The following is a 22,753-nucleotide window of genomic DNA, read 5'->3' as shown; positions in this document are numbered from 1 at the left end:
TCAATTCAATCGGGTACGAACTGGACCTTCATCGTAGCAGGATCGCCACCGTGCTTGGTGAAGAACGGCAGCATTTCGCTGAGCGGTAACCGGTGCGAAACGAGGCGTGCCATTTCGCCCTTGTCCTGTTTGAGTATTTCCAGGGCCTGCGGAATGTTGCGGTTCAGCGAATGTGACCCTGCAATTCGAATCTGACGACGGAAAATTTCGAAAGGCGTGACTGAAATCCGTGCATCCGGTGCGCAAACGCCAAACACCAGAACCGTACCGCCGTCGGCCGTGAAGCTGACCATGCTTTCAACGACCTTGGCAATGCCGGTTGCATCGGCAACGAAATCGAAACTGCGCTTACGCTTATCCAGCATTTCCGAGCCCGACACGACTGGCTCAAGGCCGAGACTTTCGACAAAAGTCAGACGGTGTTCGTTGATGTCAGCCACGGCAACCTGTTGCACGCCTTGCGCCTTCAACGATAAGGCTAGCAACAAGCCAATCGGGCCTGCACCGAAGACGAGTGCATTTTCGGCACCTTGTGAACCGATTTTCAGTTCCGCTGCGCCAAGACCGTTGAGGACACAGGCAAGTGGTTCCGCGAGTGCTGCTAACTCAAAAGGCAGATCGCCAATGGAATGGAGATGGCTGGCATCGACAAGGCTCATGCCTGCAAAGCCCCCATTATGGGTTACCCCATAGGCCTTTAAGTCCGAGCACAGATTGGTGAGCCCCTTGAGGCAGGCACGGCAATGACCGCAGGGAATATTCGGATCGACCGCAATGCGGTCGCCCACCTTCACATTGGTCACGTCTTCCGCCACCGCGACCACAATGCCAGCATATTCATGCCCTGGTACCAGCGGAAATGCGCTGGACCCATAGCGGCCATGCAAAACATCTATGTCGGTGTGACACAGACCCGACGCCCTGACGTCGATCAAGGCGTGTCCCGACTGTAATACCGGCTCCGGCAGATCAGTCAGTCCGGCTTCGCCGTGACCTGTAAAATAGATCGCTTTCATTGTATGTCCCGGCCCTGTTTCAAGCCATCCAGTTGCCCCCATCAACGCCGAAGGTCTGGGCGAGGATGTAGTCGCTATCAGATGATGCAAGGAAAACGGCCATGCCGGTAATATCTTCCGGCGTCGCGAACCGACCGATTGGAACGGACTTCGCTACCGCCGCTTTTTTCTCACCGGGCTTCAAGCCTTCCCATTTGGCAAAATTCGCATCCACCACGTCCCAATGTTCGCCGTCGACCACGCCCGGTGCAATCGCATTGACATTGATGCCATGCTTGACGAGCGCCAAAGCAGCCGACTGCGTGGCGGAAATGATAGCGGCCTTAGACGCGCAATAGAGGGTCACCAGCGCCTCGCCGCGGCGACCGGCCTGGCTCGCCATATTGATGATCTTGCCGCCGCGTCCGCGCTTGATCATTACGTTTGAAACCGCCTTCATCATGAAAACCGGTCCCTTCAGGTTGATGTCGAGCACACGCTCATAACTGTCTTCGGTCAGTTCGTTGATAGGGGCCATATCGAAGATCGCGGCATTGTTGACCAGAATATCGATGCCGCCATATTCCGCGTCGATCTCTGCAACAACCTTGTCAATCTGACTGAGGTCGGTCACGTCAAGCTTTACCGCCTTGACCGATGAACCGATACCGCGTGCGGCCTCCTCTGCCCGCTCAATATTAATATCGGCAATAATAACCCTCGCGCCCTCGCGCGCATAGGCTTCAGCGAAGCCAAGTCCGATACCGCGTGCAGCACCAGTGATGAGGGCCACCTTGTCTTTAAGTCGCATGGGGATACTCCGGGATATTGCAGCCTGCACTCACAGGTGCGTTTTCTTTTCCGTCAGCAATAATGGATGCCGTTCAAAGCGCTCCAAAGCCTTGCCATCGGGTGTAAACAAATGCGCGTCAGTCGGGTCAAAACCCAGTTTCGCCGTTTCGTGTGCACGTGCTGCGCTGCCACCGCCTGCTTCCGCAACAATCAGTCCGGTTGCGCTTTCATTTTGCACATAGAGATAGGTCTCACCACCAAGGCGCTCGACAACCATGATCTCACCTTCAAGGATACCATCGGCTGCCGGATGAAGATGCTCCGGACGAATGCCGAGAACCAGCGGCGCCCCAGCGCTTACGCCTTCGCTTTTGACAGGCGCTTTGACCGAACGTCCATTTGCAAGCTGAACTGTCACCCCGTCGGCATCGACGGCACTGGCTTTGACTTCGATGAAGTTCATGGTCGGTGAACCGATAAAACCAGCCACAAAACGATTCACCGGATGATGATAAAGCTCCAGTGGCGATCCTACCTGCTCCACCTTCCCGTCGCGGAGAACCACGATCTTGTGTGCGAGCGTCATCGCTTCCACCTGATCATGCGTGACATAGATCATCGTCGCATTGAGCCGGTCGTGCAGGCGCGCCAATTCAATACGCATCTGCACGCGGAGCGCGGCATCGAGATTGGACAGCGGTTCGTCGAACAGGAAAATCTTCGGTTCGCGCACCATTGCGCGTCCAATGGCAACACGCTGACGCTGGCCGCCAGAGAGTTGCTTCGGCTTGCGGTCAAGCAACTGGTCAAGCTGCAGCGTTTTTGCAACCTCTTCCACCTTGCGATCGCGTTCGGCTTTGGCAATGCCTGCTAGTTTCAGCGCAAAACCCATATTGTCGCGCACATTCATATGCGGATAGAGCGCATAGGTCTGGAAAACCATGGCAAGACCACGCTCATCCGGCGGCGTATCGTTGATACGCTCACCATCAATCGTGAGGTCACCGCCGGTAATTTCCTCAAGCCCAGCAATCATGCGCAGAAGCGTTGACTTTCCCGAACCGGATGGCCCGACGAAAACTACAAATTCGCGGTCTGCAATGTCGAGATCGACGCCCTTGATGACATCAATATTGCCGAAGGACTTGGTGGCGTTTTTCAGTGATAGTGTAGCCATTTCATTCCCTTTATTTCACTGCGCCGAAAGTGAGACCGCGCACCAGCTGGCGCTGCGTGACCCATCCGAAGACAAGTATTGGCGCTATGGCGAGCGTGGAAGCTGCCGAGAGTTTTGCCCAGAACAACCCTTCCGGTGACGAGAAGGACGCTATGAATGCGGTGAGCGGACCTGCTTGCGAAGCTGTCAGGTTCAGGCTCCAGAACGCTTCATTCCAACAAAGGATGATCGAAAGGAGCGCGGTGGACGCGATACCAGGAAGGCTTAGCGGCAGAAGCAGATACCGTATCTGCTGGCCGACTTTCGCACCGTCCATACGGCTTGCTTCGAGGATTTCTCCGGGCACTTCCTTGAAAAAGGAATAGAGCATCCAGACCACAATCGGCAGATTGGACAGGGTGAAGATGATGATGAGACCGGTGCGCGTATCAAGAAGTCCGGTGTCACGTGCTAGAAGATAAATCGGCACCAGCACGCCGACTGCAGGCAGCATCTTGGTGGACAGCATCCATAGAAGAAGGTCTTTAGTGCGTTTGCCAGGGAAGAACGCTGCCGCATAAGCCGCGGGCACCGCGATAATGAGCGAGAGAATAGTCGCGCCCAGACTTTCAACGATACTGTTCATGGCATAGCGGAAATAATCAGCACGCTGATTGACCGCTACAAAATTCTCCAGCGTTGGCTCGAAGAACAGCTTTGGTGGTGCCACCGCGTCAATTTCCGTCTTGAATGCAGCAAGCAGCATCCAGAGGATCGGGAAGAACATCAGCAACGCCACGATCCAGCCAATGATCCCGGCAGAGACGGCAGCCTTGTTGATCTTGCGTTTTGCAGCCATCGGTCAGCCCTCCTAATTATCCAGATTTCGTGCGACAGTCCGGATCAGGAACGCGGCAACGATGTTGGCAAGGATGATGGCGATGACGCCGGCTGCGGAAGCGCCGCCGATATCCCATTGCAGGAGCGCTTTCAGATAAATGAAATAGGTCAGCGTCGTCGTGGCGATACCCGGTCCACCCGAAGTGGTAACAAGAATTTCCGCAAACACCGACAGAAGAAAGATCGTCTCGATCATGATGACGACCGAGATCGGGCGCAGCAAATGCGGCAGCACGATATAATAGAACATTACCGGGCCTTTGGCCCCGTCTAGGCGCGCAGCCTCCATCTGTTCCCTATCAAGAGACTGCATCGCCGTCATCAGGATCAGCGTCGCAAACGGCACCCATTGCCAGGACACAATTATGATGACGGAAGCCATTGGAAACTGCGAGAACCAATCGATGACCGGCAATCCGAAACTGCGTGAAATGAAGGCGAACAGCCCGTTCACCGGATGCATCAGCAGGTTTTTCCAGATCAGCGCCGAAACGGTTGGCATGACGAAGAACGGCGCAATGACCAGAAGCCGCGCTATATTCTTGCCCCAGAAATCCTGATCGAAGATGACCGCAAACAGCACACCTAGGACGACCGATATCACGAGAACCGACACGACAAGGATCAGTGTCTTGGCAATTGCGGACCATAAGGTCGGATCGGATAACAGGAAGGAATAGTTCGAGAAACCGGCAAAACCAGTAATGAATGGATTGATGAGGTTGTAATACTGAAACGAGAACCACAAGGTCATCGCCAGTGGAACGATCATCCATAGCAGAAGCAGAATGACTGCTGGAGCGAGCAGAGGCCCAGTGCGGACACTGCGACGCGACTTTGCTGCAAAGCGTGATTTCGTGCCTGCGGCCAACGCATGGTTTGCTGGCATTCGGACTTATCCTCCCCTTCCCGTTTCGGATTCACCGTGGCGAACCTCTACGAAAATCAGGTCTGCCGCCTTCCTCCTACCGAAGGCGGCAGACCTTTATCTCACGGCTACTTGATGTAACCGGCCTGCGTCATGATCTGCTCGACCTGACGCTGCGCGCCGTCGAGTGCTGCATCGACGCTCTGTTGACCCGCAACAGCCGACGAAATCGCCTGCCCGACAAGCGTACCGATTGCCTGGAACTCAGGAATGGCCACGAACTGGATGCCGGTATAAGGAACGGGGTCCTTGGTCGGTTTAGTCGGATCGGCAGATTCGATGGCTTTCAGCACCGTATCCGCAAAAGGAGCCGCCTTCTTGTACTCCTCGTTGGCATAGGTGGACTGGCGTGTGCCCGGAGGAACAGCAACCCAGCCTTCAGACTTGCCGACAAGCTCGACATATTCCTTCGATGTCGCCCATTTGAGGAACGATTTCGCAGCTTCCGCCTTCTTGCTTGACGCCGGGATTGCAAGGTTCCACGACCATGCCCATGAGGACCCGTTCGGCGTTACCTCTACCGGTGCCTTGGTGAAGGCAACCTTGTCGGCAACCTGGCTCTGTTTCGGATCATAGATGCGTCCGGCGGCAGAAGTGGCGTCGATCCACATGGCGCAGTGGCCAGTCGAGAACAGGGCCTGATTTTCGTTGAAGCCGTTCGAGGTAATTCCGGGAGGGCCCGCTTCCTTCATCAGATCGACGTAGAAGTTGATAGCCTTCTTCCATTCGTCCGAATTGATCTGCGGCTTCCAGTTTTCATCGAACCAGCGCCCTCCGAAAGTATTCACGAGGGTACCGAGATAGGCCATGTTTTCGCCCCAGCCCGGCTTTCCACGCAGACAGAGACCATATTGCTCTTTCGACTTGTCGGTAAGCTTTGTCGCGAATTCCTTGATCTCGGCATAAGTTGGCGCGTCAGGCATCTTGAGGCCCGCCGCGTCAAACAAGTCCTTGCGATAGAGCGTAAACGAGCTTTCGGCATAGAACGGCACGGCGTAAAGCTTGCCATCGACCGTCAGACCGGCGCGAACCGGCTTGATGAGATCGTCATAGCCGTAATCATCACCAAGATCATCCACCGACAGAAGCCAGCCGGCCTTGCCCCAGATCGGCGTTTCGTAACCGCCAATGGTCAGGATATCGAATTGGCCGCTCTTGGTGGCGATATCGGTCGTGACGCGCTGACGCAGCACGTTTTCTTCAAGCACAACCCAGTTGATTTTGTTACCGGTCGCCTTCTACCACTCCGGCGACAGTTTCTGCATGATGATCATGTCGCCGTTATTCACCGTCGCGACGGTGAGCTCTTCCGCCCACGCAGCCCCGGCCATAACTGCAACACTTGCAGCAGACGCAATAAGCCCTGCAACATAAGACTTGGTCCGCATTTCGTCTCCTCCTTTACGAATGCATAGCAAAATTCTTACATATGTAAAATTTATGGCGTGAGCTTCCGTAGCTTGTCAAGCACGGTTTTCAATTTTGCGTTGCGAGAAGAAACGACCGCTTTTGTGAACAGTTCCAAGGGCCGAAGTCGCGGACATTTCCACCTGCCAAATTCACGAACCGATGTTTTAGCATATATGGATATTCACCGCATCATTCTCTGCGAACACATTTGACTGCTTGACGTTTTGCCCCGCCTTTGACAGTTTGACGGGACTTCGCCTGGAGGAATACAACGGCGAGCGGAGCTGGAGGAACATCCTGAAATCGTTACAGAAGCGGCAACCGGGACCAGATTTTGTCCCGAGAAATCAGCACACTCCAGTTTATGCGGCGGCTTCGCAGAAAACAGCATCGTCGTGTGTACCTAGGCCGCGACAACTGACGAACAGGACGTAAAGACGTGCGCAAAACAATACGCACCATGGAGGATTTTTCGGAGTTTGTTGGGCTTTCCCGCCCGACAGTGTCGAAATATTTCAGCGATCCGTCGTCCGTCCGTCCCAAGACCCGTGAACTGATTGAAGCGGCGATCAAGCAATCCGGCTTTCGTCCCAATCTTTTCGCGGTGAACCTCAATCGACGTCGCACGACAATTCTGGGTATAATTATCCCCAACCAGCTCGATCATTTCTACATGGCGATGACGAAACGATTGCAATCGCTCGCAGAGCAACGCGGCTATCTTGCGATTGTCCTGTCATCCGATGGTAAGCCGGAATTAGAAAAGCAGGCAATTGAAACCCTGCGTTCGCTCAATGTCGCAGGTGCCATCATCGCACCGCTTGGCGAAGAGTCGCAACATTCGACACTGGCACGTCTCGCGGAAGACGTTCCAATTGTCTATGTCGACTCTCCGCTCGACAGCACCTCACCCTTTGTCGGCACCGACAATCTCAAATCCTTCCATCTGATTGTCGATTATCTGTGCCGCTCGGGCAGCGAGCCTTGTTATTTTTCCATGCCGATGGTCAACAACAATGCAATCAAGCGGCAAGATGCGTATCGACAGGCCATGGAAAAGCTAGGTTATGAGCCGCGCATCATTGACCTCGAACAAAGCCGAAGCTGGGATTTCGAGCGTTATGCTTTCGAGCAGACCGCGCGAATTCTACGCGAAAGGGGACGTCTTCCGACAAGCACTGTTCTGTGCTCCAATGATCGCATCGCCTTTGGCGTAACCAGTGCACTCTGGCAGGCCGGTTTGAAAATCGGCAGGCTCAAGGATTGTGATGTCCGGGTCGCGGGTCACGACAACAACCCGCTATCAGAATATACGTGTCCGCCGCTCACCACAGTGGCGCAGGATTACAATGAAATCGGACGGCTGGCGATTGAGCTCTTGTTTCGAACACTGGGCGAAACAACGGATGACCGACTGGAACTTCCAGAAACGCAGCGCATTCTACTCAATGCCGAAATCAAATTGCGCATGAGCGCATGAAAATGGCGGGTTACCCCGCCATTTCAGTGTTCGCTTTTTAATTCAGGCCGAGCGTCCCGCGCAGGGTGGAAAGATCTTCGGCAAGCGTGGTCACAGGACCAGCAAGCGCCTTGCGATCATCATCCGACAGCTTGTCGTAGGATTCGTAGCCGTCACCCTTCTTGTACTTTGCAAGAATGTCGTCGACAGTCTTGAAGTTGGCTTCTACCTTCTTCACGAGATCCGGATTTTCCTTTTCCAGCAAAGGCTTGAAGAGCTCGACGATCTTCTGGGCGCCATCGACATTGGCCTTGAAATCCCAAAGATCGGTGTGGCTGTAACGATCTTCCTCACCGGAAATCTTGGTTGCAGCCACTTCTTCAAGCAGGGCAGCAGCTCCGCCAACAACCTTTTCTGGCGGAACGGTGAGGTCTTTTACACGCTTCTGGAGTTCCAGCACATCTGCGTAGAGCTTGTCGGCAACCGGAGCGAGTCCTTCGGTTGAATTCTGCGCAAACAGGCCATACTCGATGCGATGGAACCCGATAAAATCTTCCGACTTCTCGCCGTTTTCATGGTCATCGGCGCGGCTGTCGATCGAAGCGTCAAGATCGGCGAAAAGCTCGGCTATCGGCTCGATCTTTTCGTAGGAGACGCGCGATGAAGGATAAAGCTCCTTGGCCTTTTCCAAATCGCCTGCTTTGACCGCGTCGGTGAAAGCCTTGGTGTCCTTTACCAGAACGTCGAGGTTTTCCTGCACATAGACTTTGTAGTCAGCAATCGGCTGAACAAGGTCCAGCGGCGAAACTTCGGCCTTGGCTGCGCCGAAGCTGAGCGTGAGGGCAACGGCACATGCCGATGCGAGCAATGGCAGACGATACTTCATGTTTAGCCTCTCCAGATAAAGCGCATTGCGGGAAATGCGCGTCAAATCAAAAACTTGAGATGCGATCCTCACCCGCCAGCATTTTGCGGACCGCTTGCCTCCAAAAGTGCGCGCGCGTAGTAGTCCTTATGATCCTGAACACCAGGCAGCGCGAAGAAATACCCGCCCCCAATCGGTTTCAGGTATTCTTCCAGCGGCTCGCCGTTGAGACGGTTCTGGACCGTGATGAAGCCCTTCTCCAGATCGGCCTGATAGGCGATGAAGAGCAGCCCCATATCAAGCTGACCTGATTTGCTGACCCCGTTTGAATAGTTGAATGGTCGACGCAGAATGAGGTGTTGCTCAGCATTGGCATCCCGCGGATTTGCCAAACGGATATGCGAGTCAAGTGGCGTCACCTTGCCATCCGCATCCTTCGCATAATCGGGAACATCGGCTTCGGTTTTACCGTCGAATGGCGCGCCACTATTCTTGCGGCGTCCGAAAATGGCTTCCTGCTCCTGAAGCGGCGTGCGGTCCCAGCGTTCGACAAAATTGCGAATGATGCGCACAGCCATATAGCTGCCATTAGCGGCCCAGCCCGGCTCTTCATTTTGCTTCTGCACCCAAACGATGCGGTTCATCAATGCATCATCGGCGGAATCCGGATTGGCGGATCCATCGCGGAAACCGAGGAAGTTTCGTGCGCTTTCCTTCGCCCGGGGCGAATGCGGCGGTTGCACCGGAACCGTCCCTTCCTGCTTCCAGCGAACCATCAGAAGATCAGGCATGTTCTTCATGATGTCGCGCAGCGCATGAATGTTCGTGTCCGGCGTATTCGAACAGAACTGAATGACGAGGTCCCCGTGGCAGATGTCCTTCTGCAGGGCGTCGTTGGGGAAACCGGTCATGCGCTGCAGAAGTTTCGGCTTCAACGGCTTCAAACCGAAACGATCATCGAAGAATGATGAACCGAGCGCCACCGTAACCGTGAGGTTATCCGGCGTGACGACAGGTCCAAGAATACCGGAATCCGATGGCGGAAACTTCGCATCAAGCTCCGGTGGTTCTCCACCCTTCATCAAAAATTCTGCCCGCTCGGTAAGCAGTTTGAACATGCGTTCCAGTTCGGCGCGGTCACGTGCCAACACATCAAAGGAAGCGACGAGACCCGCAGCAGGGCGCGGCGTGACGATACCGGGCTGGTGCTTCCCATAAAAAGGCTGACTTTCGTGAATCTTGTCGCTTTCCGGTGCATTGGTCACGCTTTCCGAAGAAAGAGCATGGGCTGTCTGCGGGGCAAGCACGCCTGCAACGGCTCCGGCAACCCCGGTTGCGCCAGCCCCGAGGAGCAGTGCACGGCGACCGGCGGAAACTGGCTCTTCTGTGGTAATCTTATCGGTTTTGAAAAATTTTCTGGTCATCAATCTACCCCAAGCTGATCGCGGAGTTTCGTAAACTGTGCAGCGAGTTGAGCTGCACCTTCCTTAATTTTCGTCTTTTCATCAGACGACAGAGCATCATACGCCTTGTAGCCATTGCCTTCAGCACCCGTACCAAGCAGCTTCTTGATCGAAGCTGCGTCCTTGTCGATGCCTTCAAAGGCTTTCGGGTCAGCCTTTATAACAATGGGGCGCAGGACATCGGCAGTCTTGCCAGAGCCTTCAAGAAGGCCAGACAAAGCCTGCAGATCGGTGTGAGCGTACCGGTCTTCACCAGCATCCGACGCCGTCGATGCAAAACGGTTCAATGCAGAAGCAGTGCCCGCCATCATGCGATCCGGAGAAATCCGAAGCCCGCGAATGCGCTCTTTCAATGCAGTGGCATCCTGCTCAAGCTTGCCAGCAACAGGAGCCAGACCATCGACGGATTTCTGTTCGAACAAACCGTATTCGATACGGTGCAAACCACCGAACGCAGGGTCCTGCTCGCGCTTTTCAAAATAATCCGCACGAGCATTGATAGCCGTATCGAGATCGGAGAACGCTTCCGACACGGGAGCAATGCGCGCATAGGCTTCTCGCGCCGGACCGTAGGCGGTTTGCGCAGCCTCAAGATTACCGCTGGCTATTGCCGTGGAAAGTGCCGAAACCGATTTCTGGAATTCGGCAACCTCTGTGGTCAGATAAATCTGATATTCAGCCAGTGCACCAATGAAAGCTGTAAGCGGAAGCTTGCCCTTTTCCGCTTCACTGGCAGCGGTCGCAGTCACGATCAGCTTGCCGCGCGGATTGGAAAGGAGCCCGCAGGTAATCTGGTATTCGCCAGGCGTCAGCTTGGCGGTGATGGTCTGCTTGAAGCCAGGAGCGATATTTTCGCGCTCCTCAAGAACCATTACTCCGTCGAGAATTTCCCACTCAACCGTACGGTCGGACTTATTGACAATTTCGAATACCGAGCGCCCGGCCGGAACGGTCAGTTCGTTCGGCTCGCAGCTTTTACCGTTGATCGCGACCTGTATTGTGTCACCGGCTTCTGCATGGCGGGCTTTGTCCGACACACGAGATGCATAATAAAACGCAGCGCCAGCGGCGAGCAGCAACAGCACGGCGAAAGCCAGTCCGATGCGGACCAGATTGCGCGACATGGGTTCAGCAGGTTTCGGATTCGTCATTGAAATCTCTTTTACTGTGCGCTTGTTTTGGCCTGGCTTGCCGTTGCTGGTGCATTTGCAGGCATCAGAAACAGAATGAGCGCTGGAACGAGGAAGGCTACATAGGCAACAACTTCACTGACGGTCGGTGTCGCGATGTAACCGAAAATGCCAGCAAGAACTGAACCAAGCGTGCTGTCGAGCGGGAGAATATCGCTCATATCGAAAACGACCGTCTGGAAATGGTTCCAGATGCCAGCTTCGTGCAGCGCCATGACCGAATTGGCGAGAATGCCTGCCGCGATGATCAAAATAAAAACGCCGGTCCAGCGGAAGAAACGGCGAAGGTTCAGCTTCAAGCCGCCTTTAAAGATGCCGTAGCCAACTGCCGCAGCTAGCAACACGCCAAGAAGCGCGCCAAGCGGGGCTGCCGCCCCTTCGCTCTGCTGGAAAGCCGCCAGCAGAAAGAAGACCGATTCAAGCCCCTCGCGTGCGACAGCAAAGAACACCATCAGAATGAGGCCGAAACCTTTATGTGTCGGTGTCTGAAAAGCTGCATCGATGGAATGATGCAGTTCCGACTTGATAGAACGGGCCGCCTTGCGCATCCAGAACACCATCGAGGTCAACACAAAAACGGCAATCAGACCAATAATGGCTTCAAACAGTTCCTGCGCCTTCTGTGGGAATTCTGCACTCAGAAGCTGCAGGATAGCGCCGACGGCCAACGACACGGCCAATGCCAGCAATATGCCGATCCAGACCACTGGCATCCAGGCACTGCGGCCAGTCTGATGGAGATAACTGGCAATAATGCCAACGATCAGCGCTGCTTCCACGCCTTCGCGGAACATGATTAGAAAAGGTACGAGCATTCCAACTATCCAAAAGACAGAGAAATCGGCCTGTCCCTCGGTCGCTTCTCTTCAAACCCGGCATGAAGCCTTCGCCATTTGGTCATCTTTTTATATCCGCACGGCCAGCGCTGCAAGCTAAATGAAGTTGACCAACGTAGGAATGTTTTAGAATTATTCTAATTATTTCAGGAGCTTATGAGTCCGTTTGTTAGCGAGGAATGATAGTCTGCCAAGTTCAGAGATGATTGCATAAGTCATTGAAAATGCACTGAAGCCATGGCCCAAGCACTTTTAGACAGCAGTTGATGGCGAACTGAAATCAAACCGATCTAGGTTTCAAATCCCTCGGGCAAACCTGCTTTCCCGGCTTGCGACGGATTAAGCCTGACATAGTCAGCTTTCAAATCTTCGGATGTCTTGCGGCTGCCATCATGGCTCCAGCCGGGAGGCGCGATTATATACATCAGGCGCTGCCGCAAGGTGAGACCTGACGAGAATACGTCTTTAAACATACCAACCCATTCGTGAAACGCCACACGCACCGGATTAAATGTGCCGACATTTTTCACGATGCCATAGCGCGGCATATCTTCCGGTAATTCCTCCACGAAAGTGCCGAACATGCGATCCCAGATAATCAGCGTGCCAGCGTAATTTGCATCAAGATAACGCGGATTGGTCGCGTGATGTACGCGGTGATGCGACGGGGTGTTGAAGATGAACTCGATAGGCCTCGGTAGTTTATCTATGGCTTCCGTGTGAATCCAGAATTGATAGATCAGATTGAACCCATAGACGAAGGCGATCACCGCAGGGTGAAATCCGAAGAGTACCATCGGCACTTGCAACACGAACATGCCCGTCATCTGTCCTGTCCACGACTGACGCAGCGCCGTCGTGAGATTATAATGCTGGCTGGAGTGGTGGTTGACGTGTTCCGCCCAGACCCAGCGCACACGATGCGCAATCCGATGATAGCAGTAGTAGCGCAAATCATCGAAGATGAAGGCGACCACAAATACCCACCAGTGCAGGCCGAGATCAAGAAAGCGGAACTGCCAAACCCAAAGCAGCGCTGTCACGGAAACGAAGCCGAGCAGCAAACCCGCTGCAACATTGCCCGCCCCCATCAACAGGCTTGTAAAAGCGTCTCTTGTCTCAAATTCGCCCTTGCGTTGCCAATAGCGGATTGCCACGAGCTCAATCAGAATTCCCAGCACATAAAGCGGGATCGCAACACGCGTCACATCGAAAAATACCGGATTGCTATCCATGTCGGCTCCCCTCCCCAGACAGACCTGAAAGCCAGGATATCACTCTTTCCCGATCCTCAGCATTACTGAAAAGAAACCGCGCTTTGGGCCAGGTAAAATCCTTCATATGCAATATCAATTCAGTATCGCCCTTGTGCTCAAGTGTCAGGACGTCTGCAGCGGTCACGCATCGCGTCAAAAAGCGGTCCCCGACGCTATGGACGAGCCCTGTGGATGCGCCACGCAACAGGAAAAATGCTGTACGATGATCGTCGGTATAACAAATCTCACCGATTTCGATTTCGGGATAATCAAGATGAAAGCGCGCTTTGACACTTTCGTCGTCGGGAAGAATGCTGCGCTTAAGCCCTCCACCCAGAAAATGAATTAACAGAACGCCGAAGCCTATCCCGGCGACAACCATAAGCAGAAGCAGCCGCAAATCCATAAAATCTCCCATTCGCAGCGATGCCAACATGTTCCTGATGACATCCTAGCCACCAGCCAGTGCGAATACATCCCAAAACTTTGCGGGCCGATTTGCTAGTCGCAACCGACTTGGCATTTGCAACGGGAGATTGTTTCGATTTGGAGTACGGCGAAGCCGCCATGGGATACAAATACTGACCAATAAGCCAAAGAACACGGCCGAAATTCGAAAAGTTTCAGAATTTTCCGAAATGGTCAAAAATTTCGTGTTTCAGGGGTTGAAGATTGGAGCAAGGTGATACATATCACAGTCACTTACCGCTGTGCCTCCTCCCATTGCGCGCGGTAAGTGTTCCCCTCTGGAGGTTTGCCCAATGTGGCACCTTCATAACTTAGCCGGACTTCCCAGTCCGGCTCTTTTTTTGCCCAAAATCTGGATAGCGGCTCGTTTCACTAAAAATGTGCAACTTGTGCAACTTGCTGTTTTAAAAACACTAATTCATAAAAATCAGCTTCACTATATTCGCCCCTCTGTAAATTAACTTATTCTCAGTTAATCAGCCAAATACACTTGGGTGCAACATAGAAAAAAGCGCCGCGTTTCCGCGGCGCTTTCCATCAATAGACCTACATTTTATCTCAGCCGTAGGCTGCTACTGGCGGACACGAGCAGATGAGATTTCTGTCGCCGCCGACATTGTCGACACGGCTGACCGGCGGCCAGTATTTTGCCGTCGCATCGAAATCGCCATTGATCGCGCTTGCCGGGAATACGGCTTCCTCACGCGTGTAAGGATGCGCCCATTCCGTTGCCAGTGTATCGCCTGCCGTGTGCGGTGCATTGGCAAGCGGATTGTCATCTGCTGGCCAAACGCCGTCGGCAACCTTCTTCGCTTCGCCCGCAATGGCGATCATCGCATCGCAGAGACGGTCGATTTCCGACTTCGGCTCAGACTCGGTCGGTTCGATCATCAGCGTTCCGGCGACCGGCCAGGACATGGTCGGTGCATGGAAACCATAGTCGATGAGGCGCTTGGCCACGTCTTCCACGGACACACCTGCGCTGTCCTTCAGAACACGCGTATCGACGATGCACTCATGCGCCACACGATCATGCGCGCCGGTGTAAAGGATCGGATAGGCGTCCTTCAAGCGATGCGCGATGTAGTTGGCATTTAGGATCGCAGCTTCGGTTGCCTTCTTGAGACCTGCGCCGCCCATCATGCGGATATACATCCACGTAATGACCAGAATGGATGCGCTACCAAACGGTGCAGCCGAAACCGCATGCTTGGAACCGATATCCACATGGCCCGGCAGGTAAGGCACCAGATGCTTGGCAACACCAATCGGACCGACGCCCGGACCACCACCGCCGTGCGGGATGCAGAAGGTCTTGTGCAGGTTCATGTGGCAGACATCGGCGCCGATATCGCAAGGGCGCGCAAGGCCGACGAGTGCATTGAGGTTTGCGCCATCGAAATAGACCTGACCGCCATTATCGTGGACGATTTCGCAGAAAGCCTTGATGCCTTCCTCGAACACGCCATAGGTCGACGGATAGGTAATCATGAACGCCGCGAGATTATCGCGATGCTTCTCGGCCTTGGCCTTGAGATCGTCGATATCGATATCGCCATCCGGACGGCAATTGACCACAACAACGCTCATGCCTGCCATCGAAGCACTGGCCGGATTAGTGCCATGTGCAGACGATGGGATAAGGCAGATGTTGCGATGACCTTCGCCGCGTGACTGGTGATAGTGGCGGATGGCCAGGAGACCAGCATATTCGCCCTGACTGCCTGCATTCGGCTGCAACGAAACACCCGCAAAGCCGGTGATTTCGCAAAGCCATGCTTCGACGTCAGCCGTCATCTTCGCATAGCCTTCAGTCTGGGCCGCAGGCGCGAATGGATGCAGGTTTGCAACCGTATTCCAGCTCACCGGCATCATTTCTGCCGCTGCATTGAGCTTCATGGTGCAAGAGCCAAGCGGGATCATCGCACGATCAAGCGCCAGATCCTTGTCGGCCAGACGACGCAGGAAGCGCATCATCTCGGTTTCCGAACGGTGCGAATGGAACACGTCCTGCGTGAGGAAACCTTCGCCGCGCCCCTTGCCGGGAACGAAAGCTTTGTCGCCATCGACCGGCTTGGCACCGAACAGAACGGCGAGTGCTGCAAGATCTTCCTCGGTCGAGGTTTCGTCAAAGGTGACACCAACTGTATCCGCATCAACGATGCGGAGCAGACGACCGCCCTTGTCGGCTTCGTCGGCAATCTTCGCAGCCTTACCGGCAACTTTAATCGTTACCGTATCAAACAGGCTATCACCTGCGATCTCGACACCAGCAGCCTTGAGGCCAGCCGCAAAGCGTGCAGCAAGGCCGGCCACGCGTGTAGCAATAGCCTGCAGTCCTGCCGGGCCATGCCAGATCGCGAAAGATGCAGCCATATTGGCAAGCAGCGCCTGCGCGGTGCAGATGTTCGAGGTGGCCTTGTCGCGACGGATATGCTGTTCACGAGTCTGGAGCGCCAGACGATAGGCCGCACGACCATGCGCATCAACCGACTGACCGACGATGCGGCCCGGAATGATGCGGGTCAGAGGCTCAGACACCGCCAGATACGCGGCGTGCGGGCCGCCGAAGCCCATCGGAACGCCATAACGCTGCATGGAGCCTACAGCCATGTCGGCACCCCAGCTGGCAGGCGCTTCCATAATGGTCAACGCCAGCGGATCGGCAACGGCGATGACGAGGGCGCCCTTGGTTTTCGCATCGGCGATGACCTTGCTGAAATCGCCATAGACACCACGCGTATTCGGCCACGGCACGACGATGGCAGCGGTATTGTCATCGACAGTGCTGCCAGTTTCGATCTCCCAGCCGAGCGGTTCGGCGCGGGTGTTGATCACATCGACGGTCTGTGGGTGCAGTTCACCTGCAAGCAGAATACGGCTGCGCTTGTCGCGGTGGTGACGACAAGCAACGCCGATGGCTTCAGCAACCGCAGTCGCTTCATCCAGGAGCGATGCGCAGGCAACCGGCAGACCGGTCAGTTCCGCAACCAGCGTCTGAAAGTGGAAAAGAAGCTCAAGACGACCCTGGCTGATTTCCGACTGGTAAGGCGTATAAGCCGTGTACCAGGCCGGATTCTCAAACAGGTTGCGCTGAATGACGGGTGGCGTTTCCACACCATGATAGCCCGCGCCGATGAAGCTCTTCTTCACCACATTGCGGCCCATGATTTCATTGAGCTCCGCAAGTGCTGCATGTTCGCTCAAAGCGGCTGGCAAATCGAGCGCGCGATTCAAACGAATGGATGCTGGAACCGCCTGGGTGATAAGGGTTTCCATGGAAGGAAGGCCGAGCGCTGCAAGCATTGCGCGCTCGTCTTCCAGTCTTGGCCCGATATGACGGGCAACAAAGGGAAGAACCTGTTGCGTCATTTGTTTATCCTACCAGTTTGTCGTAACCGGCCTTGTCAAGGAGACCGGAGAGCTGGCCTTCGTCGGAAAGCTTCAGCTTGAACAGCCAACCTTCGCCTTCTGCGGCCTGATTGATAAGGGCTGGATCGCTTGCAACGGCTTCGTTGACTTCGACCACTTCACCATCGACTGGCGCGTAAACGTCGGAAGCAGCCTTGACCGATTCCACAACCACGATGCCTTCGCCCTTGGTGGCCGTGCGGCCGACGTCCGGCAGTTCGACGAAAACGAGGTCACCCAGTTGTTCCTGTGCGTGGATCGTAATGCCGACAGTGGCAACGCCGTTTTCGACGCTGATCCACTCGTGATCTTCGGTGAACAGGATATTGGCCATGGAAATCATCCTTTGCGATAGCGATGCGGAGTGAAGGGAAGCGCCGAAACGTCAACGGGAACCTTGTTGCCGCGAACGTCAGCGAAAACACGTGTGCCGGGGGTAGCGAGGCTTGCCTCGACATAACCCATGGCGACTGGGAAGCCTGCCGATGGACCGAACCCACCGGAAGTAACAGTTCCGATCTGGCGACCGGATTCATCAAAAAGATCGGCTCCGCCGCGAACCGGCTGGCGGCCTTCCGGCTTCAGACCGACGCGCTTGGCAGATGCGCCCTTGGCGATCGCGTCCAGCACGGCTTTTGCGCCGTTGAATGCAGCCTTTTCGCGCACGGCTTTGGTGATTGCCCATGTGAGGCCCGCCGAAACAGGATCCGTTTCCGGCGTGATGTCCTGACCGTGCAGGCAGAGACCGGCTTCAAGGCGCAGACTGTCGCGAGCAGCCAGGCCGATCCATTCGACGCGCTCGTCGGCAAGCAGTTTCATTGCAAGCGCACGGGCTTCATCGGCTGGAACGCCGATCTCGAAACCATCCTCGCCGGTATAGCCCGAACGGGTCATGAACCAGCCAGCCTTGGGTTCAAACCCGCTCATGAAAGCAAGCTCAGCTCCAGCCAGCCCGGCATCATTGATGACGGCTTCCGCTTCCGGCCCCTGAAGAGCAAGAAACACACGGTCAAGAGGATTGACCTTAACGTCCTTGCCCGATGCAGCTTCCGTCAAATGCTCGATATCGGCATCGGCATTGCCCGCATTGGCGACAACCATGAAACGGTCTTCGCCAAGACGCGTGACGATCAGATCGTCCAGAACCCCGCCATTATCATTGAGGAAGAAAGTGTACTTCGACTGGCCTTCCTTCAGCACAATCGGGTCAAGCGGACAGGTTTCGGCAAGAAGCGCAGCGGCATCCGCGCCCGAAATCTCGATCAGCTTCATATGAGAAATGTCGAAAAGGCCCGCATGTTCACGCGTATGAAGATGTTCCTTCATGACGCCCAGCGGATAGGTGATCGGCATGTTCCAACCAGCAAAGCCGCCGAAGCGCGCGCCAGCCTGTTCATGCAAATCCTGCAAAGGCAGGGTATTCAAATGTGCGGTATCGCCCATAACAACTCCAGAGTCGCACGTGTGCCTCCGCAAAATGCGGTTGCTTCGTGCCCCTCTGTCTCAGGCCTGAGAGACTCGCATGGCAAGGATGCCATACTTACACCTTCGGCGCAGGGTTTCCCCTGACTTTCCAGAGTTGTCTTACCCGTCTGCGGTTCCTTGTACCTGAGAGATTTCGGGCGATTTCCCCTTCGGCGGCCAATTGGCGCTCTCCCGCAGACAGACAGTGCAAGAACGTCACATGATATGGCGTCCCGACACCCGACGAAACTCCCTTACCCCAATCCGGCGCGCAAGTCATGTAGAATTGTTGTCTCTAACCGACGATTTCCCGGACTTTTGCGACAAAATTTAAAGCGGACAGGAGGTCCGGATTTATACTCTATTATACATGCATATTGCGGCACAGACGAGACCGCGCATTTACCGGCAACTAAATCAGTTGGACGCGCCGCTCTCCACCACATTTTGTGGAGCAGTTTTTCGGCCAGCAAATTTTTAAAGAAGTTTTAACCAGTTAGCTGCCGGAGCAGCCTGAATCCAGCCGATTTGCCTAACAGGGCATCAGATTGTGATCGCATGATGACCAAGCTGCGCAAAAGGCGTGCAACTGACAAGCTTTAACGCATTGCAGCTATGCAAATCTGTCTCTCCAATTCGAAATGCTTCAAGCCTATATGCTGTTTGCAACAAAGAGATAAGATTTTACTAGGTGAGAGAAATGAACCTGATCCGCTCGTACAACAACTGGCGCCGTTACCGTAACACCGTAAACGAACTGAGCCGCCTGAGCCCACGTGAACTGAACGACCTTGGCATCCTGCCTTCGGAAATCCCGTTCGTTGCACGCAAGGCCGCTGCTCGCTAATAGCGCTCCCCCCCGGAAGGCATTGGCCTTCTTCAAGGATCGCGAGTCCCCATAACCGCGCGGTCCTACAGTTTCCAGAATATCACCGGGGTGCTTTCTCCTCCTCCCATTTCCTCGGTGATTCAAGACCGGATGTCCTCCTCCCAAGTCCGGTCTTCCCCATAAAACACCCGTCGCCTCCTCCCGCGACGGGTGTTTTCGTTTATGGGCTGTATTTATGCCTCTTGCGAGGCAGGTGTTGCCGCACCGCGTCTGTCGAATGCAATCGAGATTGCAAAGACCGCCAGACCAGATAAGGCAAGCAATGCGCCGACTGTTCCCGTCGACGTCCAGCCATAGCCCCATGCAACCGCAAGACCGCCGAGCCAAGCACCGAGCGCATTGGCGAGATTGAGCGCGGAATGGTTGAGGGCAGCCGCCAGCGTTTGCGCATCCGCCGCTACATCCATCAGACGCGTTTGCAATGCGGGGACGAGTGCAAACCCGCCGCCGACCAGAAGCACGTTCAAGAATGCAGTCACAGGATGCTGCATGAGGACGGGGAATGCCAACATGACGGCCATATCATAGAGCAGCACCAGACCAACAGTTCCCATAACCGAACGATCTGTCAGTCGCGACCCAACTATATTTCCAAGCACCATGCCGAGGCCGAACATCGCGAAGACGAAAGGCATCCATTTCACATCGACATGCGAAACCTCGGTAATTGTTGCCGCGACATAGGTAAAAACGGAAAACAGGCCGCCCGTGCCAATTGCACCAATCCCAAGCGTCAGCCAGACTTGCTTGCGGCGGAATGCTCCCAGTTCGCGCAGGGGTGACGCCCCCTCCTCTGCAGGCTGTTTGGGTACATAGATCGCGACCAGCACCATAGTTAGCATTGCGATCAGGCCAACGGATGCAAACATTGCGCGCCACCCGGCAATCTGGCCGAGAGAGGTCGCAAGCGGCGTCCCGCACAATGTCGCGATGGTCAGTCCCATCATGACCCGTCCTACAGCCTGAGCACGCTTGCCCGGTTCCGCCAAAGATGCGGCGACAAGTGAAGCAACGCCGAAATAGGCTCCGTGAGGAAAACCCGCAACGAACCGCATCATGTAAAGACCGCCATAGTCCTGCATGAATGCACTTGCGAGATTACCGAAAGCGAACAGCCCCATAAGCAGGAAGAGGAGCTTGCGGCGGTCAAGCTTTGCGCCGATCACTGCAAGCACCGGTGCGCCAATCAGAACACCGAGCGCGTAAGAACTGATGAGATGGCCGCCTTGCGGTATGGTCACACTAAGATCACGCGCGATATCTGGCAGCAGCGCCATAATGGCGAACTCACCGGTACCTATACCGAAGCCGCCGATGGCAAGCGCTAGTTCCGCCAATCGTGCAGACGAACGTAGCGAAGTTTCCGGCGATGAAGCCGAAGGCTGAATTTTGGACATGAATGGGCCTGAAGGGAATGGAGGATGTCGGACAACCCTACCACTCCTTTCAGGCAAAGGCGATACGCATTGCTGCGGCGCTTTGACGGCTCAAAAACAAACGATTATCTGGCCGCGGCCACCTCGATTTCGACCTTGAATTCCTCACGCGTGAAACCGGAAACGATCATCAGCGTGGAGGCTGGCGCTGGTTGCGGGAACAGCCTGTCACGAACATCCATATAAGGACGCATATGGCCCCGGTCTGTCACATAGGCGTTGATACGCACGACATCGGAAAGGTTCATACCGCCATCGCGCAAAATACGGCGAATATTCTCGAAGCAGAGTTCAGCCTGAGCGCCTGCGTCTTCCGGCACATTTCCATCCTGCGCGATGCCTAACTGACCGGAACAGAAAATCATTTCAGCACCGGCTTTAACCTTCACGCCATGGCTGTAGGCGGCAAAGGGTGCTGCCATGTCAGCGGGCAGCAGATGTTTCAAACTGTTCATCGTGAATCCTCAAGATTTCGGCGCAGCGGCCAGCATTTCTTTCAGCCGCGCCGCCCCGGCGGCAATATCGGCCTCGGTCGGATTAATACCCGCAGCCAGCAGACGGCGCGCGATCATATGGTCCGCCGGACGATTGATGGAATCGACAGCAACAAGCCTGTCACCGGCAAAATGGAAGATGGAAAATGCATTTTCTTCCGGGTTCCCCGAAAGGATATGCCGATCAGCATCGAAGGAAAGTCCTGCCGTCTGCAGCTTCATATCGCCCTGATCGGACCAGAACCAGGCGACTTCCCGAAACGGCGCTTCGCGTCCGACAATGGTGCGCGCCACATGCTTTGCCTGATCGGTCGCGTTTTGTACCGATTCCAGCCGTACCCGGCGACCAGCATGAAAGTGATCGTAGCTCACGCAATCGCCAATGGCGTAGACATGGCTAGCAGAAGTACGCAGGTTCTCGTCGACAATAATCCCATTGTCGATTGCAAGTCCCGCCGTTACTGCAAGCTCCACATTTGGTACCGCACCAGTGCCGATCACGACCATATCCGCCGGGAATATCGTGCCGTCTGCAGCTTTAACGCCGATAACATGGTTATTTTCCCCCTCGACTGCCGCCACGCCGAGACCGGTTAAAAGTGTGATGTTAGCGGCGCGGCTGCGCGCTTCCACATGGGCAGAGATATGCGTTGCAACCGAACGACCCAGCACACGAGGCGCCGCTTCGATCAGAACCGTCTTTTTGCCAAGCGCGATTGCGCTATGGGCCATTTCGAGGCCAATGAAACCGCCACCGATAATGACGACATTCTCGACATTCGGCATTGCCGCTGCGATACGGCGTGCATCTTCCATCCGGCGCAGCGTAAAGACACCTTCGAGCCCGACACCCGGTACATTGGGAATGCGCGCACGTGCGCCGGTCGCGAAGATCAGTTCAGACCAGTTCAACACGTGCCCATCATCAAGCGCGACCGTCTTGTCGGCAATCGATACGGCATCGACGTGATGGCCGAACAGCATCTCGATATTATTGTCGCGATAGGTTGCTTCCGGGCGCAACACCAGGCCACCGCCTTCCGGGGCTTTCAAATAGGATTTGGAGAGCGGAGGCTTATGATAGGGAATATCGGTTTCGTCGTTGATGAGAACGATTTCGCCTGCATAGCCTTCCTGCCGAAGGCTGATAGCGGCCTGCGAACCGGCATGGCCGGCACCAATGATAATGCATCTGTCGTCCATAGGACCTCCGGAAATTTCCGCGCATCATAAACACGTCACGGCCCGTCGCGTGACCGAATAGCCACGGATTCACACCTTAATTGCACGCAATTCGAATATTTAAAACATTTAGTTTGACCGATCGGTCAGATTGTTTAG

Annotated in this window: 19 protein-coding genes, 1 pseudogene and 1 riboswitch; of the genes and pseudogenes, 2 read left to right on the top strand and 18 right to left on the bottom strand. The window is 54.9% G+C overall.

Annotated elements, in window-relative coordinates:
• Positions 1–5 precede the first annotated feature (5 nt).
• From OHI65_RS07715 to OHI65_RS07690, 6 genes and pseudogenes are all read right to left on the bottom strand, one after another.
• On the bottom strand, positions 6–1,016 hold the full coding sequence (locus OHI65_RS07715) for a zinc-dependent alcohol dehydrogenase family protein (RefSeq protein ID WP_094515651.1): 1,011 nt from the start codon (positions 1,014–1,016) through the stop codon (positions 6–8).
• 19 nt (positions 1,017–1,035) lie between these two features.
• A complete protein-coding gene (locus OHI65_RS07710; protein ID WP_125301169.1) occupies positions 1,036–1,806 on the bottom strand; it encodes an L-iditol 2-dehydrogenase in 771 nt (256 codons plus the stop codon).
• Positions 1,807–1,836: 30 nt separating this feature from the next.
• Positions 1,837–2,964, bottom strand: a complete 1,128-nt coding sequence (locus OHI65_RS07705) for an ABC transporter ATP-binding protein (protein WP_012093207.1) — start codon at positions 2,962–2,964, stop codon at positions 1,837–1,839.
• A gap of 10 nt (positions 2,965–2,974) precedes the next feature.
• Entirely contained in the window at positions 2,975–3,802 is an 828-nt protein-coding gene (locus tag OHI65_RS07700) for a carbohydrate ABC transporter permease (protein WP_071631356.1), read from the bottom strand.
• Between the two features lie 12 nt (positions 3,803–3,814).
• Positions 3,815–4,732 (bottom strand): carbohydrate ABC transporter permease, encoded by a 918-nt coding sequence (locus tag OHI65_RS07695; protein ID WP_012093208.1) that lies wholly within the window; start codon positions 4,730–4,732, stop codon positions 3,815–3,817.
• Positions 4,733–4,839: 107 nt separating this feature from the next.
• Positions 4,840–6,159: pseudogene (locus OHI65_RS07690) on the bottom strand (ABC transporter substrate-binding protein).
• Between the two features lie 482 nt (positions 6,160–6,641).
• Here OHI65_RS07690 and OHI65_RS07685 point away from each other — a divergent pair.
• Complete coding sequence (locus tag OHI65_RS07685) at positions 6,642–7,661, top strand: LacI family DNA-binding transcriptional regulator (protein WP_125301225.1); 1,020 nt, start codon at positions 6,642–6,644, stop codon at positions 7,659–7,661.
• A 37-nt stretch (positions 7,662–7,698) separates the two neighbouring features.
• Here the strand turns inward: OHI65_RS07685 and efeO (OHI65_RS07680) are convergent, their stop codons facing one another.
• The 9 genes from efeO (OHI65_RS07680) to gcvT all read right to left on the bottom strand — a co-directional run bounded on the left by efeO (OHI65_RS07680) (position 7,699) and on the right by gcvT (position 18,572).
• Positions 7,699–8,526 carry an iron uptake system protein EfeO gene (gene efeO / locus OHI65_RS07680; RefSeq protein ID WP_010659042.1) on the bottom strand — a complete coding sequence of 276 codons (828 nt, stop codon included), beginning with the start codon at positions 8,524–8,526 and terminating at the stop codon, positions 7,699–7,701.
• 68 nt (positions 8,527–8,594) lie between these two features.
• Entirely contained in the window at positions 8,595–9,929 is a 1,335-nt protein-coding gene (efeB, locus tag OHI65_RS07675) for an iron uptake transporter deferrochelatase/peroxidase subunit (RefSeq protein ID WP_125301170.1), read from the bottom strand.
• Positions 9,929–11,119, bottom strand: coding sequence for an iron uptake system protein EfeO (efeO, locus tag OHI65_RS07670; protein ID WP_094515647.1), 1,191 nt, complete (start codon positions 11,117–11,119; stop codon positions 9,929–9,931). Before efeO (OHI65_RS07670) ends, efeB begins: the two co-directional genes overlap by 1 nt.
• An 11-nt stretch (positions 11,120–11,130) precedes the next feature.
• Complete coding sequence (gene efeU, locus OHI65_RS07665) at positions 11,131–11,973, bottom strand: iron uptake transporter permease EfeU (RefSeq protein ID WP_125301171.1); 843 nt, start codon at positions 11,971–11,973, stop codon at positions 11,131–11,133.
• Between the two features lie 311 nt (positions 11,974–12,284).
• Positions 12,285–13,229, bottom strand: a complete 945-nt coding sequence (locus OHI65_RS07660) for a sterol desaturase family protein (protein WP_012093214.1) — start codon at positions 13,227–13,229, stop codon at positions 12,285–12,287.
• Positions 13,222–13,686: a hypothetical protein gene (locus OHI65_RS07655; protein ID WP_094515646.1), complete on the bottom strand. Its 465-nt coding sequence runs from the start codon at positions 13,684–13,686 to the stop codon at positions 13,222–13,224. Before OHI65_RS07655 ends, OHI65_RS07660 begins: the two co-directional genes overlap by 8 nt.
• Before the next feature lie 590 nt (positions 13,687–14,276).
• Positions 14,277–17,090 (bottom strand): aminomethyl-transferring glycine dehydrogenase, encoded by a 2,814-nt coding sequence (gene gcvP / locus OHI65_RS07650; RefSeq protein WP_125301172.1) that lies wholly within the window; start codon positions 17,088–17,090, stop codon positions 14,277–14,279.
• Between the two features lie 4 nt (positions 17,091–17,094).
• Positions 17,095–17,463, bottom strand: a complete 369-nt coding sequence (gene gcvH / locus OHI65_RS07645; protein WP_010659049.1) for a glycine cleavage system protein GcvH — start codon at positions 17,461–17,463, stop codon at positions 17,095–17,097.
• 5 nt (positions 17,464–17,468) lie between these two features.
• Complete coding sequence (gene gcvT, locus OHI65_RS07640; protein ID WP_012093217.1) at positions 17,469–18,572, bottom strand: glycine cleavage system aminomethyltransferase GcvT; 1,104 nt, start codon at positions 18,570–18,572, stop codon at positions 17,469–17,471.
• Between the two features lie 142 nt (positions 18,573–18,714).
• Positions 18,715–18,798, bottom strand: a riboswitch (glycine riboswitch).
• Positions 18,799–19,293: 495 nt separating this feature from the next.
• On the opposite strand from gcvT, the gene OHI65_RS07635 reads away from it, so the two are divergent.
• Positions 19,294–19,440 (top strand): DUF1127 domain-containing protein, encoded by a 147-nt coding sequence (locus tag OHI65_RS07635; protein ID WP_002965914.1) that lies wholly within the window; start codon positions 19,294–19,296, stop codon positions 19,438–19,440.
• A 215-nt stretch (positions 19,441–19,655) separates the two neighbouring features.
• On the opposite strand, the gene OHI65_RS07630 is transcribed toward OHI65_RS07635, so the two are convergent.
• From OHI65_RS07630 to OHI65_RS07620, 3 genes are all read right to left on the bottom strand, one after another.
• Positions 19,656–20,879, bottom strand: a complete 1,224-nt coding sequence (locus OHI65_RS07630) for an MFS transporter (RefSeq protein ID WP_125301173.1) — start codon at positions 20,877–20,879, stop codon at positions 19,656–19,658.
• Between the two features lie 104 nt (positions 20,880–20,983).
• Entirely contained in the window at positions 20,984–21,373 is a 390-nt protein-coding gene (locus tag OHI65_RS07625; protein WP_125301174.1) for a RidA family protein, read from the bottom strand.
• Positions 21,374–21,382: 9 nt separating this feature from the next.
• Positions 21,383–22,615, bottom strand: a complete 1,233-nt coding sequence (locus tag OHI65_RS07620) for an NAD(P)/FAD-dependent oxidoreductase (protein WP_125301175.1) — start codon at positions 22,613–22,615, stop codon at positions 21,383–21,385.
• Between the last annotated feature and the right edge of the window lie 138 nt (positions 22,616–22,753).

This window comes from Brucella sp. MAB-22 (assembly GCF_025908475.1).
In the GTDB taxonomy this organism is placed as follows: domain Bacteria; phylum Pseudomonadota; class Alphaproteobacteria; order Rhizobiales; family Rhizobiaceae; genus Brucella; species Brucella anthropi.
Note: the sequence above shows the minus strand (reverse complement) of the source record. Positions and strands in the feature narration are given on the sequence as shown.

Excerpts from the sequence above, each read along its gene's own strand:
- OHI65_RS07715 (WP_094515651.1), bottom strand. The coding sequence starts at position 1,016 with ATGAAAGCGATCTATTTTACAGGTCACGGCGAAGCCGGACTGACTGAT.
- OHI65_RS07710 (WP_125301169.1), bottom strand. The coding sequence starts at position 1,806 with ATGCGACTTAAAGACAAGGTGGCCCTCATCACTGGTGCTGCACGCGGT.
- OHI65_RS07705 (WP_012093207.1), bottom strand. The coding sequence starts at position 2,964 with ATGGCTACACTATCACTGAAAAACGCCACCAAGTCCTTCGGCAATATT.
- OHI65_RS07700 (WP_071631356.1), bottom strand. The coding sequence starts at position 3,802 with ATGGCTGCAAAACGCAAGATCAACAAGGCTGCCGTCTCTGCCGGGATC.
- OHI65_RS07695 (WP_012093208.1), bottom strand. The coding sequence starts at position 4,732 with ATGCCAGCAAACCATGCGTTGGCCGCAGGCACGAAATCACGCTTTGCA.
- OHI65_RS07685 (WP_125301225.1), top strand. The coding sequence starts at position 6,642 with ATGGAGGATTTTTCGGAGTTTGTTGGGCTTTCCCGCCCGACAGTGTCG.
- efeO (WP_010659042.1), bottom strand. The coding sequence starts at position 8,526 with ATGAAGTATCGTCTGCCATTGCTCGCATCGGCATGTGCCGTTGCCCTC.
- efeB (WP_125301170.1), bottom strand. The coding sequence starts at position 9,929 with ATGACCAGAAAATTTTTCAAAACCGATAAGATTACCACAGAAGAGCCA.
- efeO (WP_094515647.1), bottom strand. The coding sequence starts at position 11,119 with ATGACGAATCCGAAACCTGCTGAACCCATGTCGCGCAATCTGGTCCGC.
- efeU (WP_125301171.1), bottom strand. The coding sequence starts at position 11,973 with ATGCTCGTACCTTTTCTAATCATGTTCCGCGAAGGCGTGGAAGCAGCG.
- OHI65_RS07660 (WP_012093214.1), bottom strand. The coding sequence starts at position 13,229 with ATGGATAGCAATCCGGTATTTTTCGATGTGACGCGTGTTGCGATCCCG.
- OHI65_RS07655 (WP_094515646.1), bottom strand. The coding sequence starts at position 13,686 with ATGTTGGCATCGCTGCGAATGGGAGATTTTATGGATTTGCGGCTGCTT.
- gcvP (WP_125301172.1), bottom strand. The coding sequence starts at position 17,090 with ATGACGCAACAGGTTCTTCCCTTTGTTGCCCGTCATATCGGGCCAAGA.
- gcvH (WP_010659049.1), bottom strand. The coding sequence starts at position 17,463 with ATGGCCAATATCCTGTTCACCGAAGATCACGAGTGGATCAGCGTCGAA.
- gcvT (WP_012093217.1), bottom strand. The coding sequence starts at position 18,572 with ATGGGCGATACCGCACATTTGAATACCCTGCCTTTGCAGGATTTGCAT.
- OHI65_RS07635 (WP_002965914.1), top strand. The coding sequence starts at position 19,294 with ATGAACCTGATCCGCTCGTACAACAACTGGCGCCGTTACCGTAACACC.
- OHI65_RS07630 (WP_125301173.1), bottom strand. The coding sequence starts at position 20,879 with ATGTCCAAAATTCAGCCTTCGGCTTCATCGCCGGAAACTTCGCTACGT.
- OHI65_RS07625 (WP_125301174.1), bottom strand. The coding sequence starts at position 21,373 with ATGAACAGTTTGAAACATCTGCTGCCCGCTGACATGGCAGCACCCTTT.
- OHI65_RS07620 (WP_125301175.1), bottom strand. The coding sequence starts at position 22,615 with ATGGACGACAGATGCATTATCATTGGTGCCGGCCATGCCGGTTCGCAG.